The 12243-nt window shown below is 69.1% G+C and carries 14 protein-coding genes; 3 read left to right on the plus strand and 11 right to left on the minus strand.

Annotated elements, in window-relative coordinates; translation table 11 throughout:
- The first annotated feature begins 72 nt into the window (after nucleotides 1-72).
- Nucleotides 73-1224, plus strand: a complete 1152-nt coding sequence (locus IE267_RS03555; RefSeq protein WP_161252348.1) for a lipase family protein — start codon at nucleotides 73-75, stop codon at nucleotides 1222-1224.
- A 309-nt stretch (nucleotides 1225-1533) separates the two neighbouring features.
- Here IE267_RS03555 and IE267_RS03560 read toward each other — a convergent pair whose 3' ends face one another.
- The 8 genes from IE267_RS03560 to IE267_RS03590 form a co-directional block, all read right to left on the minus strand.
- On the minus strand, nucleotides 1534-2571 hold the full coding sequence (locus tag IE267_RS03560; protein ID WP_189762095.1) for an ALF repeat-containing protein: 1038 nt from the start codon (nucleotides 2569-2571) through the stop codon (nucleotides 1534-1536).
- Between the two features lie 79 nt (nucleotides 2572-2650).
- A complete protein-coding gene (locus IE267_RS40070; RefSeq protein ID WP_267907221.1) occupies nucleotides 2651-2779 on the minus strand; it encodes a hypothetical protein in 129 nt (42 codons plus the stop codon).
- Nucleotides 2780-2944: 165 nt separating this feature from the next.
- A complete protein-coding gene (locus tag IE267_RS03565) occupies nucleotides 2945-3493 on the minus strand; it encodes a Uma2 family endonuclease (protein ID WP_161252354.1) in 549 nt (182 codons plus the stop codon).
- Between the two features lie 189 nt (nucleotides 3494-3682).
- On the minus strand, nucleotides 3683-5044 hold the full coding sequence (locus tag IE267_RS03570) for a dicarboxylate/amino acid:cation symporter (RefSeq protein ID WP_189762096.1): 1362 nt from the start codon (nucleotides 5042-5044) through the stop codon (nucleotides 3683-3685).
- Between the two features lie 461 nt (nucleotides 5045-5505).
- Nucleotides 5506-5802 (minus strand): DUF4229 domain-containing protein, encoded by a 297-nt coding sequence (locus IE267_RS03575; protein ID WP_161248467.1) that lies wholly within the window; start codon nucleotides 5800-5802, stop codon nucleotides 5506-5508.
- Between the two features lie 89 nt (nucleotides 5803-5891).
- The gene (locus IE267_RS03580; RefSeq protein WP_167157786.1) at nucleotides 5892-6416 is read right to left on the minus strand and encodes a GNAT family N-acetyltransferase; all 525 of its coding nucleotides are present in this window, start codon (nucleotides 6414-6416) and stop codon (nucleotides 5892-5894) included.
- A 10-nt stretch (nucleotides 6417-6426) separates the two neighbouring features.
- A complete protein-coding gene (mqnE, locus tag IE267_RS03585) occupies nucleotides 6427-7590 on the minus strand; it encodes an aminofutalosine synthase MqnE (protein ID WP_161252338.1) in 1164 nt (387 codons plus the stop codon).
- Nucleotides 7591-7645: 55 nt separating this feature from the next.
- A complete protein-coding gene (locus tag IE267_RS03590; protein WP_100578735.1) occupies nucleotides 7646-8095 on the minus strand; it encodes an Lrp/AsnC family transcriptional regulator in 450 nt (149 codons plus the stop codon).
- 142 nt (nucleotides 8096-8237) lie between these two features.
- Between IE267_RS03590 and IE267_RS40075 the strand changes: the two genes are divergently transcribed.
- Nucleotides 8238-8363, plus strand: a complete 126-nt coding sequence (locus IE267_RS40075; protein ID WP_268251523.1) for a hypothetical protein — start codon at nucleotides 8238-8240, stop codon at nucleotides 8361-8363.
- On the opposite strand, the gene IE267_RS03595 is transcribed toward IE267_RS40075, so the two are convergent.
- The 3 genes from IE267_RS03595 to IE267_RS03605 form a co-directional block, all read right to left on the minus strand.
- On the minus strand, nucleotides 8360-9076 hold the full coding sequence (locus IE267_RS03595; protein ID WP_167159623.1) for a UbiX family flavin prenyltransferase: 717 nt from the start codon (nucleotides 9074-9076) through the stop codon (nucleotides 8360-8362). The two genes, IE267_RS40075 and IE267_RS03595, sit on opposite strands and share 4 nt — an antisense overlap.
- A gap of 76 nt (nucleotides 9077-9152) precedes the next feature.
- The gene (mqnP, locus tag IE267_RS03600; protein WP_189762098.1) at nucleotides 9153-10055 is read right to left on the minus strand and encodes a menaquinone biosynthesis prenyltransferase MqnP; all 903 of its coding nucleotides are present in this window, start codon (nucleotides 10053-10055) and stop codon (nucleotides 9153-9155) included.
- 82 nt (nucleotides 10056-10137) lie between these two features.
- Entirely contained in the window at nucleotides 10138-11595 is a 1458-nt protein-coding gene (locus tag IE267_RS03605; protein ID WP_167157789.1) for a menaquinone biosynthesis decarboxylase, read from the minus strand.
- A gap of 88 nt (nucleotides 11596-11683) precedes the next feature.
- Between IE267_RS03605 and IE267_RS03610 the strand changes: the two genes are divergently transcribed.
- Nucleotides 11684-11962, plus strand: coding sequence for a PLD nuclease N-terminal domain-containing protein (locus tag IE267_RS03610; protein WP_167157791.1), 279 nt, complete (start codon nucleotides 11684-11686; stop codon nucleotides 11960-11962).
- The last annotated feature ends 281 nt before the right edge of the window (nucleotides 11963-12243 follow it).

Below are 12243 nucleotides of genomic sequence, written 5' to 3' on the forward strand. Positions count from 1 at the left end.
GCTCCGTATCTACCGGTCAGTCACTACCTTCTCCTCAACTGCCCCGCCCCACCGGACCGTTGGGAGAGCCGCATGCACGTCCGTACCAGAGTGGCCGGTGCCATCACCGCCGCACTCCTCCTCTCGGCAGCCACCCCCACCGCGTTCGCCGACGACACGGCGACCGCCTCGCCCGGCGACATCGTCAGCCAGTCCCCCACCGAGTTCCACCCGCTGCCCGGCCAGTGGACCAACACCCGTGCCTGGCACGTCACTTACCGCTCCACCACCGCCAAGGGAACCCCGAACACCGTCTCCGGCACGGTCATCGTGCCCAACGACGGCCGCACCGGCCCGCGCCCGGTCGTGACGTACGCCGTCGGCACGGTCGGGCTCGGCGACTCGTGCGCGCCGAGCGCCAACTTCCCGTACGGAACGGCCGTCGAGGCCACCCTGATCAACCAGGTCGTCCAGCGCGGCTGGGCGGTCGCGGTCACCGACTACGAGGGCCTCGGCACGCCCGGCGACCACACCTACACGGTCGGCCGCGCCGAGGGTACCGCCGTCCTGGACGCGGCCCGCGCCGCCGAGCGCCTCGGCATCCCCGGCGTCGACGCCAACTCCCCGGTGGGGATCATGGGTTACTCGCAGGGCGGCCAGGCCAGCAGCTGGGCCGCCGAACTGCACGACTCGTACGCGCCGGACCTGAAGGTGAAGGGCACCGCGACCGGCGGCGTACCGGCCGACCTGATGAAGGTCGCCTCCTCCAACGACGGCGGACTCGGCTCCGGCCTCATCTTCATGGCGGCGGCCGGCCAGGACGCGGCCTTCCCCGAGCTGAACCTGAACTCGTACCTGAATCCGGCGGGCAAGGCGCTCGTCGACTACTTCAAGAACAACTGCGTGGCCATCGACACGACGGTGGGCTCGTTCAAGCACATCACCGACATGACGGTGAAGAACCCGCTCCAACAGCCCGACTGGCAGGCCCGGTTGGCCGAGTCCAAGCTCGGCACGCACCGCCCGGACGCGCCGGTGTACCTGTACCACGGCACGATCGACGAACTCATCCCGTACGCGGTCGGCCAGCAGCTCCGCACCGACTGGTGCGCCAAGGGCACGAACGTGGAGTGGCACGCGCTGCCGCTGCTCGGCCACATCGGCGGAGTGACGGTGGGCGGAATCCCGGCCGCGAACTGGCTGGCGGACCGCTTCGCGGGCAAGTCCACGCACCCCAACTGCTAGGCCTGGCAACCTGATCGAAAGCCGCCCGCCGACCTGGACTCACAGTCCATACCGGCGGGCGGCCTCTTCCTGTTCATGCCCCCGTTCGGCCTGGCCGCCGCGGCGGGAGTCCTGCCGATCGAGGCCCGGGGGCACAGCGCGGCGGAACGGCTTGGGCGGCGGTCGAAGACCCCGGCCGCCTCGAAGAATCCCCAGAACCCTCAACCGGCGGTGACGCCAGAGGCGCGGGCGGCGTTCACGGCGTTCGCCACGGAGTGGCGCGCGCCCGTACCGGCCCGCGCCCGGAACACCCGCACCCCCGGCGGAGCGCTACGCGCGGCGACGGCGGGCGGCGACCAGCAGCCCCGCACCACCTGCGAGGGCGACAGCCGTGCCGCCCGCGGCCCACGGCAGCGCGGAGCCCGCACCGGTCGAGGCGAGCGAGGAGCCGGCGGTGGCCTGGGCGTTGGCGTCCGCGGCCGTCACGGGCTTGGCACCGGCGTCGGTGGTGACGGTACCCGTGCCCTTGTCGGTGCCGGTGGCCGTCCCCTTGGAGGCCTCGGGCTCGGGCTTGCCCTTGCCCTCGTCCTTCTTGCCGGAGTCCTTGTCCTTGTCCTTTTCCTTGTCCTTTGCAGCCGCGGCATCCGCCTCGTCCTGCTTGCGCGCCTCGAACTGGCCCTTGTCCAGGAAGGCCTGGACATCCTCGGGGGTGCCGCGAAGCGCCTTGATGCCGGCCGCCTTCACCTTCGGGCCGCCGTCGTTGATGAGACTGGTGACCGCCACGCGGTTGTCGATGTTGTGGGCCTTGAACTGGCCGACCTTGATGAACTGCTCAAGCGCGTCCAGGGTGTTGGCGTTGAGCGCCTCGGAGCCGGCTTCCTTCACCGAGACCCCGCCCTTGTACATGATCTGCAGCGTCTCCACCCGGTAGTCGTCGAAGCGGGCCTTGAACTGGCCGACTTCAAGGAACTCCTTGATGGCCTCGGGCGTGCCCACGTTCAGCGCCTTGCGTGCGGCCTGCTGCACCGAACGCCCGCCGACGCTGGCGATCTGCGCGACCCGCACCCGGTCGTCCTCGAACCGGGCCTTGTACTGGCCCTCTTCGAGGAACTTCCGCATCGCGGCCGGTCCGGCGTCGATGGCCTGGGTGCCGCGCTCCTTGATGACCGACCCGGCGCCGTCGGCCGCCATCAGCCGCCGGATCTCCTCGCGGTCCGCAACGGCCTGCTCCTCGGCGGTCTTCGCCCCCGCGTCCGGCGCCGAAACAGCGGGCGCCTTCGCGTCGGCGGCGAACGCCGGAGAGGCGAACAGCACGGCGGGCGCGATGGCGGCGGACGCGACAAGTGCGGATATGCGCGTGAACTTCAAGTGATTCCCCGGTTGTCGAAGAAGGGCCGAAATGGTCGTCTACATCGTAGGAGGGCCTTGACTTTCCCTTTACATGGGGTCAGCCCTTCATCAAGGCGTCCATATACTCGTCCCAGGTGAGCACCGCCGAGGCGGGCGGAGCCTGCTCGGTGAGATGGCCGTTGACGGTCTCCTCGCCGACTCGCTCCGTGGCCGAGGCAAGGAGCACTGCCAGGCGGTCGGAAGCCAGGCCCTCAGTCCGGTTCGGATCGGTACCGGCCTTGGTCTCGATCTTGAACCAGCTCTTGCCGGACGCCGGGACCCGGCCGGTCTTGGTGTAGACGGCCCCGTGAGTCGGAACAAGGCAAAGGGGCTGCCGGACCAGATAACTCCTTTACGGGACCAGGCCGTTGAGGTCGAGGTCCAGAGCGAAGGGCACCGAGACCGTCAGCCGGGCCCGGTGGATGCCCGTGGGTACGTACGTACTGGTCATCGCGTCCAGTTCGTAGGTGTGGACGGCGGGCCCCCCGGCCTCGTCCTCGATGCGCCAGAAGTGGGTGATGCCGGCCTGGGCGTACTTGAACGGCTTGAGGGAACGGTCCCGGTCGGCCGATTCCTCGGAGACGACCTCGACGACCAGTGCGACATCTTCCGGCGCGTACCAGGTGCGGTCCGGGTCGTAGGCGACGGTGGCGATCAGAATGTCGGGCTCGGGACGGCTCTTCTTGTCGAGCCGGACGGTCATCTCCCGCTCGACCTCGAATCCTTCGGGAGCGGCCTGCCGCAGGGCAAAAGTCGTGTTCTCCACCAGCCGGGAGTGCCAGGAGCGCTGCGGCGACATCATGAAGATCAGTGCTCCGTCGATGAGTTCGGTGTGCCGCGGCGCCTGGGAGAGGTGGTCGAGGTCGTCGGCCTCCCAGCCACTGGGCCGGGGCGGGATCATCCAGTCGGGGAGTTCGGCGGTCAAGGCTTCCTCCGGTGGTGCAGTCAGGGACCTTGGTTCCACATCATGGCACCGGTCGCCCGGCCAGAAGCTTCACGCGCACGCGTGGGTGCTCCCGTCGCGAACAGTCACACGCCGACGCCCGCGCCCCCGGCAGGCGGGGCGCGGGCGTCGGGTGGTGCGGGGTGGTCAGACGGTGGCCGGGACCGGAGTCTTCTCCTCCGCCTGCTCCGGCGTCGTGCGGGACTCGTACTCGTCGTCCACGGGCGACAGGTGCACCGAGTCGAACGCGTCGCGGTTCAGGATGTTCTCCCGGGCCGACACGATGACCGGGACCAGCGCCTGGCCCGCCACGTTGGTGGCCGTGCGCATCATGTCCAGGACCGGGTCGATGGCCATGAGCAGGCCGACGCCCTCCAGGGGCAGGCCCAGGGTGGAGAGGGTCAGGGTCAGCATGACCGTGGCACCGGTGAGGCCGGCCGTGGCGGCGGAGCCGATGACCGACACGAAGGCGATCAGGACGTAGTCACCGATGCCGAGGTGCACGTCGAAGATCTGGGCGATGAAGATCGCCGCGAGCGCCGGGTAGATCGCGGCGCAGCCGTCCATCTTGGTGGTGGAGCCGAACGGCACCGCGAAGGAGGCGTACTCCTTGGGGACGCCGAGGCGCTCGGTGACCTTCTGGGTCAGCGGCATCGTGCCCACCGAGGAGCGGGAGACGAAGGCCAGCTGGATCGCGGGCCAGGCACCCTTGAAGAACTGCAGCGGGTTGACCTTGGCGACGGTGGCGAGCAGCAGCGGGTACACGCCGAACATCACCAGGGCGCAGCCGATGTAGACGTCCGCGGTGAAGGTGGCGTACTTGCCGATGAGGTCCCAGCCGTAGTCGGCGATGGCGAAGCCGATGAGGCCGAGGGTGCCGAGCGGGGCGAGCCGGATGACCCACCACAGGGCCTTCTGGAGGAGTTCGAGGACGGCCTCGCTGAGCGTGAGGATCGGCTTGGCCTTCTCGCCGAGCTGCAGCAGGGCGATGCCGGCGACGGCGGCCATGAACACGATCTGCAGGACGTTGAGTTCGGTGAACGGCGTCACCACGTCCGTCGGGATGATGCCCGTCAGGAAGTCCAGCCAGGAGCCCGTGTGCTTGGGCAGCTTGCCGTCCTTCGGGGTCAGGCCGGTGCCCGAGCCGGGGTTGGTGAGCAGCCCGATGGCGAGGCCGATGGCCACCGCGATCAGCGACGTGATCATGAACCAGAGCAGCGTGCGGGTGGCGAGCCTGGCGGCGTTGTTGACCTTGCGCAGGTTGGTGATCGACACCAGGATCGCGAAGAAGACGAGCGGCGCGACGGCCAGCTTCAGGAGCTGGACGAAGATGTCGCCGATCTGCTCAAGGGTGTCCTTCAGCCAGCTGACGTCCTGGCTGCGGGCGAGCCAGCCGAGCAGGCCGCCGAGCACGAGACCGGCGATGATCTGGGCCCAGAAGGGGAACTTCGAGGATATGGAGAAGCCGGACTTGGGCTTCTCCTCGGTGGTCGCGGAGGACACGGACACACTCCCGGTGCGCGAGGACGGAGACGTTCAAGGGGGTTGAGCGCGGCGCCCGTTCACAGGGGACTGGTCACATGGACCGGTCACTCAAGGCTGGGAAACACCGCCGCATGATGCCGGGGTCAGACGTCGCGGCAACAGACCGCGGACATGCAGCGGCAGAGGTCGACATGCAGACGCGCCACGAGCGGAACGGCTCCGCCGGTGGGGTGCTGGTGCACTGCTGCTGTCTTCATGTCGAACACGTTAACACTTGAACTTTGGGGACCTCAAAGCAGTTCTTTTACCCCGGGATGACCGGCGGCTCCGCGACAAGGGCCCCGACGTCCCGGCAACGCCCTTGCCCGGGCCCGGGAACGGCGACGGCCCGGGCCCGGAGCGATGTGCTCCGGGCCCGGGCCGACCGGGATGTGTGAGGTGACTAACGCGGGGCGTCTCACCTGGTGGGCGTGGTGCGGGCGGGCCTACGGGGCGAGGCCGTCCTCCTGGGTGCGGTTCGCTTCCAGCTTCGCCTTGGCGCTCGCCACCTTGGTGACGATCTGGGCGGACATCGCGTCGCGCTGCTTGCGCAGCAGGACGAAGCTCAGCGGCGCGGAGATGACGAGCGCGAGCAGGATGATCCAGACGATGTTCGAGTTGCCGTTGCCCTTGGGCACGATGCCGAACTGGACCAGCAGGCCGACGAACACCAGACTGCCGATGAAGATCCCCACGCGCAGCATGGTGTACCAGATGGTGGCGCTCGGCTTTGCGGCGTTCACGACAGACCTTCTCTCTACGGTGGCCCCTGCCCGACTAGTGAAGCACGCCCACAATTGGATCAGTTAGGCGGGCGGGAAGCCGCCCGGGCTCAGGTCAGGGGCAGCAGCATGATGATGTCGTCCCGGTCGTCGCCGACGGCGACCCGGATCGCGTCGGGCACCCGCCCGACCTCCTTGTAACCGCACGAGCCGTAGAACCGGTCGACGCCGGTGCCGCCCCGGCAGGTGAGCCGGATCGCCTCGATGCCGTCGATTCCCCGTACCGCGTCGGCGGTCGCCGCCATGAGGTCGCGGCCGTACCCGTTGCCCTGGTGCCGGGGGTGCACCATGACGGTGTAGAGCCACACCCAGTGCGTCATCAGGCGGTGGGTGTTGAACGCGATGAACGCGGTGGCGGCCACCCGCCCGTCCTCGTCGAACCCGACGACCAGCCGCATCCGCCCCTCGGCCATCGCCGCGAAGTGCTTGACCAGTTCGGGGCGTACGTCCTCGACGGAGACCGGCGGTACGAAGCCGACGGCCCCGCCCGCGTTGGACACCTCCGCCCACAGGGCGAGGAGTCCGTCGCGCAGGGCGGGGGTGACCGGCGGGTCGAGCCGGAACGTCAGTGCCACGGGACCTCGCTCAGAAGCGCATGGCCTGGGGCGCTTCGCGCAGCCCCGCTTCCGGGCCCGGGTACTCGCGGATGATCTCGTACCGCGTGTTGCGCTCGACCGGGCGGAAGCCGGCCTCGCGGATGAGGTCGAGCAGGTCGTCCCGGGTGAGCTTGTTCGGGGTGCCGTAGTTGTCGGCGTCGTGCGTGATCTTGTACTCGACGACCGAGCCGTCCATGTCGTCGGCGCCGTGCTGGAGCGCGAGCTGGGTGGTCTGCAGACCGTGCATGACCCAGAAGCACTTCACGTGCGGCACGTTGTCGAACAGCAGGCGCGAGACCGCGAAGGTCTTCAGGGACTCCGCGCCGGTCGCCATCGTGGTGCGCGCCTGGAGCTTGTTGCGGACCTTGCCGTCCTGCATGTCGACGAAGTCGTGCTGGTAGCGCAGCGGGATGAAGACCTGGAAGCCGCCGGTCTCGTCCTGGAGCTCGCGCAGCCGCAGCACGTGGTCGACGCGGTGTCGCGGCTCCTCGATGTGCCCGTACAGCATGGTCGCCGGGGTCTTGAGGCCCTTCTCGTGGGCGAGGCGGTGGATGCGCGACCAGTCTTCCCAGTGCGTGCGGTGGTCCACGATGTGCTGGCGGATCTCCCAGTCGAAGATCTCCGCGCCGCCGCCGGTCAGCGATTCAAGGCCCGCGTCGATCAGCTCGTCGAGGATCTCGGAGGCGGTCAGGCCGGAGATCGTCTCGAAGTGGTGGATCTCGGTCGCCGTGAACGCCTTGAGCCCGACGTTCGGCAGCGCCTCCTTGAGGGCCTTGAGCGAGCGCGGGTAGTAGCGCCAAGGGAGCGTCGGGTGGAGCCCGTTGACGATGTGCAGCTCGGTGAGGTTGTCGTTCTCCATCGCCTTGGCGAGGCGGACGGCCTCCTCGATGCGCATCGTGTACGCGTCCTTCTCGCCCGGCTTGCGCTGGAACGAGCAGTACGCGCACGAGGCCGTGCACACGTTGGTCATGTTGAGGTGGCGGTTCACGTTGAAGTGGACGACGTCGCCGTTCTTCCGCGTGCGCACCTCGTGGGCGAGCCCGCCGAGCCAGGCCAGATCGTCCGACGCGTAGAGCGCGACGCCGTCCTCGCGGCTGAGCCGCTCACCGGCGCGGACCTTCTGCTCCAGCTCGCGCTTGAGTCCCGCGTCCATCTAGGCCGCCTCCCATACGTGTGTCTTTCAGGCTCCACCAAAGGTACGCCCCGCCCTACTCGGGAAGTTCCCCGACCCGGTTCTCCCACTTGGTGGAGAGCACGATCGTGGTACGGGTGCGGGAGACGCCCTTGGTCGAGCCGAGCCTGCGGATCGTCTTCTCCAGGCCGTCCACGTCACCGGCCCGGATCTTGAGCATGTACGAGTCGTCGCCCGCGATGAACCAGCAGTCCTCGATCTCCGCCAGATCGCGCAGCCGCCGTGCCACGTCCTCGTGGTCGGCGGCGTCCGAGAGGGAGATGCCGATCAGCGCGGTGACGCCGAGGCCGAGCGAGGCGGAGTCCACGGTGGCGCGGTATCCGGTGATGACACCGGCGGCCTCCAGACGGTTGATGCGGTCGGTGACGCTGGGGCCGGAGAGCCCGACGAGCCGGCCCAGTTCCGCGTACGAGGCCCTGCCGTTCTCGCGCAGTGCCTGGATGAGCTGCCTATCGACGGCGTCCATATGCCTGAAGCCTTCCATTGTTCAGCGATACCGCGAGTTTACGTGTAGAATCTAAGGCATGCAGGGCCAACACCCTGCGAATCATTCAGCTGCTTGCATAATTTTCCAGCAGATCAAAGACGATCTTTCAGGAGTTGTCACCGTGTACACGATCGAGATGGCCTACGCCCGGATGCGCGAGCTTCAGGACCTGGCCAACCGGTCCCGTGCCCACCAGCCGTCCGCGACGAAGCCCCGCGCCGCCAAGCGCGCCGCCAAGAAGCGCTAGTCCTCGCGGGGGCCTCCTCCGAGGTCTCGGCTTCGCTCGGCTCCGGGACGTCCCGAGCCGAGCTCTCCCTCCCAACGGCGGTACAGGCCGTGCGGCACCCCTGCCGCATCCAGTACGCGCCCCGCGACGAAGTCCACCAGATCCTGGATGTGCGTCGCCCCCGCGTAGAACGCCGGAGAGGCGGGCAGCACCACGGCGCCCGCCTCGTCCAGTGTCACCAGGTGCCCGAGCGTCTGACCGTTCAACGGCGTCTCGCGCACCGCGACCACCAGCTTCCGCCGCTCCTTGAGCGTCACGCTCGCGGCCCGCTGCAACAGGTCCTTCGAAAGCCCGAGCGCGACCCCGGCCACACAGGCCGTCGACGCCGGCACGATCAGCATCCCCTGCACCGGATACGAGCCCGACGAGGGCCCCGCCGCCAGATCCCCCGCCGCCCAGTGCCGTACGTCCGAGACGTCGAGCGCGCCGAAGGTGTCCGGCTTGCCGTCGGCGCCCCGCGCCAGCCAGGTCCGCAGGTCCTCCTGCCAGTGCGCGTCGCGGAACGCGATGCCCGTCTCGTCGAGCAACGTCAGGCGCGATGCGCGCGAGACCACCAGGTCGACGCTCTCGCCCGCGGCGAGCAGTGCGCGCAGCACCGCCGCCGCGTACGGCGTCCCCGACGCGCCCGACACCCCGACGATCCAGGGGGTGCGCTGCTGACTGTGTACGTTCACGTGCTCCACGTGTCCGAGCCTATCCGGCGGGCCCCGGGCGGGACCGGGCCAGGTGTCGCACCTGGCCGGTCAGGCACTACACCGTCAGGCCTCGCACCAGCAGGTCGAGCAGCGCGCACACGAAAAGCGCGATTCCGATGAACCCGTTGACCTGGAAGAACGCCCGGTTGAGGCGGGACAGGTCGTGCGGCTTGACCAGGGTGTGCTCGTAGAGGAAGGCGGCGAGCACGATGAGCAGACCCAGCCAGAAGAAGAACCCGGCGCCGGTCGCGAGCGCGTACCAGACGAGCAGCGCCATGGTGACGGAGTGGCAGCCGCGCGCCCCGTAGATCGCCGCCGGGATGCCGAAGCGGGCCGGCACCGACTTCACGCCGTGGCCGCGGTCTGCCTCGACGTCCTGGCAGGCGTAGATCAGGTCGAAGCCGCCGATCCAGATGCCGATGGCGAGACCCAGGATCACCGCGTCCCACGACCACGAACCGGTGACCGCGATCCAGGCGCCGACCGGGCCCATCGCCTGCGCGATGCCGAGGATGGCCTGCGGGAAGTTGGTGAACCGCTTCCCGTACGGATAGACCACCATCGGGATCACCGCGACCGGCGCGAGCGCCAGGCACAGCGGGTTGAGGGCGGCGGCGGCGCCGAGGAAGACGACGAGCGCGATGGCCGCGCCCGTCCAGGCCGAGCGCACCGACACCGCGCCGGTGACCAGCTCGCGGCCCGCGGTGCGCGGGTTGCGGGCGTCGATCTCGCGGTCGATGATCCGGTTGCAGGCCATCGCGAAGGTGCGCAGGCCCACCATGGCGACGGTGACCAGGAGCAGCCGCTCCCAGTGGATGTTCCGGTCGAGCTGGAACATCGCGGTCAGCGCGGCGGTGTAGGCGAAGGGCAGCGCGAAGACCGAGTGCTCGATCATGACCAGGCGCAGGAAGGCCTTGGTGCGGCCCGGCTGCGGGACTGCTGCGGCTGAGGCGCTCACGAGAGTCCGTACTCCGGTTCATCCCCGCGGCGGCGGGGAAACCCGCGCTCCGCGCTGCCGTTGTCCATCATCTGCCAGCACCTCACAGTCCGTATTCCTTCCAACGCCTTGTCACCCGTGCGGCCGTCTCCGCGTCCGACTCGACCATGGCGGGCCAGCCGCCGTCGCGCGTGTAGCCCTCCTCGGGCCACTTCGCGGTCGCGTCGATGCCCGCCTTGCCGCCCCAGAACTGCTGGTAGGAGGCGTGGTCGAGATGGTCGACGGGTCCTTCGACGACGGTGAGGTCGCGGGCGTAGTCGGTGTTCCCGAAGGCCCGCCAGGACACTTCGTGCAGGTTGTGGACGTCGCAGTCGGCGTCCACGATCACGATGAGCTTGGTCAGCGACATCATGTGCGCGCCCCAGATGGCGTGCATCACCTTCTGGGCGTGCTTGGGGTACTTCTTGTCGATCGAGACGATCGCGCAGTTGTGGAAGCCGCCCGACTCCGGCAGGTGGTAGTCCACGATGTCCGGCACGATGATCTTGAGGAGCGGCAGGAAGAACCGCTCGGTGGCCCGGCCGAGGGGCCCGTCCTCGGTCGGCGGGCGGCCGACGACGATGGACTGGAGCAGCGGGCGCCTGCGCATCGTGACGCAGTCGATCGTCAGCGCGGGGAACGGTTCCTGCGGGGTGTAGAACCCGGTGTGGTCGCCGAACGGGCCCTCGGGCAGCATCTCGCCCGGCTCCAGCCAGCCCTCGATGACGACCTCGGCGTTGGCCGGAACCTGGAGCGGCACGGTCTTGCAGTCGACCATCTCGATCCGCTTGCCCTGGATGAACCCGGCGAAGAGGTACTCGTCGATGTCGCCCGGCAGCGGCGCGGTCGAGGCGTACGTGACGGCCGGCGGGCAGCCGAAGGCGATCGCGACCGGCAGCCGCTCGCCGCGTTTGGCGGCGACCGCGTAGTGGTTGCGGCTGTCCTTGTGGATCTGCCAGTGCATGCCGATGGTGCGCTTGTCGTGGCGTTGGAGGCGGTACAGACCGAGGTTGCGCACGCCCGTCTCGGGGTGCTTGGTGTGCGTGAGGCCGAGGTTGAAGAACGAGCCGCCGTCCTCGGGCCAGGTGAACAGCGCGGGCAGCTGGTCCAGATCCACGTCGTCGCCGGTGAGCACGACCTCCTGGACGGGGGCCGCCTCCTGCTTCACCTTCTTCGGCGGCACGTGCACCATCGAGCCGAGCTTGCCGAAGGCCTCGCGGATGCCGACGAAGCCCTGCGGCAGCTCCGGCTTGAGCAGGCCGCCGATCTTGTCGCTGATCTCCTCGTACGACGTGAGGCCCAGCGCCTTGAGCAGTCGGCGGTCGGTGCCGTACACGTTCATGGCCAGGGGCATGGAGGCGCCCTTGACGTTCTCGAAGAGGAGGGCCGGGCCGCCGGCCTTGTTGACCCGGTCGACGATCTCGCCGACTTCGAGGTACGGGTCGACCTCGGCCTTGATGCGCTTGAGGTCGCCCTCGCGCTCCAGTGCCCTGAGCAGGGATCGGAGATCGTCGTAAGCCATGGGGTCAAGTATCGGGCACCGGATACCCTGGGCCGGTCACCGGGGCCGAGGCACGGCCCGCAACCGTTCCCGGGGGGACCGCCCAACCATGCTGAGGTATCTGCCGTTCCTGCTGGTCCTGGCGCTGTGGATCTACGCGTTCATCGACTGCCTGAACACGCCGGAGGCGGAGGTCAAGGGCCTCCCCAAGGTGGTGTGGATCATCATCGTGCTGCTCTTCGGCGAGGTTCTGGTCGGCCCGGTCGCCTGGTTGATCGCGGGCAAGGTCCGCCGGGCCCCGACCCGCTGGACCGCGCCGGACGACAACCCGGAGTTCCTCGCGTCCCTGGAGGACCGCAAGCGGCGCGACCTGGGCGAGGAGGCGTAGCCCGGGGTGCCTCCTGGGGCTCCGCCCCAGACCCCGTTCGCGCCTTGAGGGCACTCGTCCTCAAACGCCGGACGGGCTGAAATGCCCGATGCCGGCCAGCACCGAGGCATTTAGGGGCGCGGGGAACTGCGCGACCAGCCACGCACGATCCGCACCCGAACTCGCACCCGGCACCTCCTGTCCCCCGGAGGCCACGCGGCGGAGCCGTACACGTCACAGCGGGAAGGGGCGGGGAGGGGCGAGCTCCGGGGTCTGGGGCGGAGCCCCAGGGGGCCCGCCCC

Source organism: Streptomyces xanthochromogenes (assembly GCF_014650455.1).
In the GTDB taxonomy this organism is placed as follows: domain Bacteria; phylum Actinomycetota; class Actinomycetes; order Streptomycetales; family Streptomycetaceae; genus Streptomyces; species Streptomyces xanthochromogenes.

Bases quoted from the DNA above. Each gene is read 5' to 3' on its own strand.
- IE267_RS03590 (WP_100578735.1), bottom strand. From the start codon at position 8,095: ATGGACGCCGTCGATAGGCAGCTCATCCAGGCACTGCGCGAGAACGGC.
- IE267_RS03610 (WP_167157791.1), top strand. From the start codon at position 11,684: ATGCTGAGGTATCTGCCGTTCCTGCTGGTCCTGGCGCTGTGGATCTAC.
- IE267_RS03605 (WP_167157789.1), bottom strand. From the start codon at position 11,595: ATGGCTTACGACGATCTCCGATCCCTGCTCAGGGCACTGGAGCGCGAG.
- IE267_RS03555 (WP_161252348.1), top strand. From the start codon at position 73: ATGCACGTCCGTACCAGAGTGGCCGGTGCCATCACCGCCGCACTCCTC.
- IE267_RS03565 (WP_161252354.1), bottom strand. From the start codon at position 3,493: ATGATCCCGCCCCGGCCCAGTGGCTGGGAGGCCGACGACCTCGACCAC.
- mqnE (WP_161252338.1), bottom strand. From the start codon at position 7,590: ATGGACGCGGGACTCAAGCGCGAGCTGGAGCAGAAGGTCCGCGCCGGT.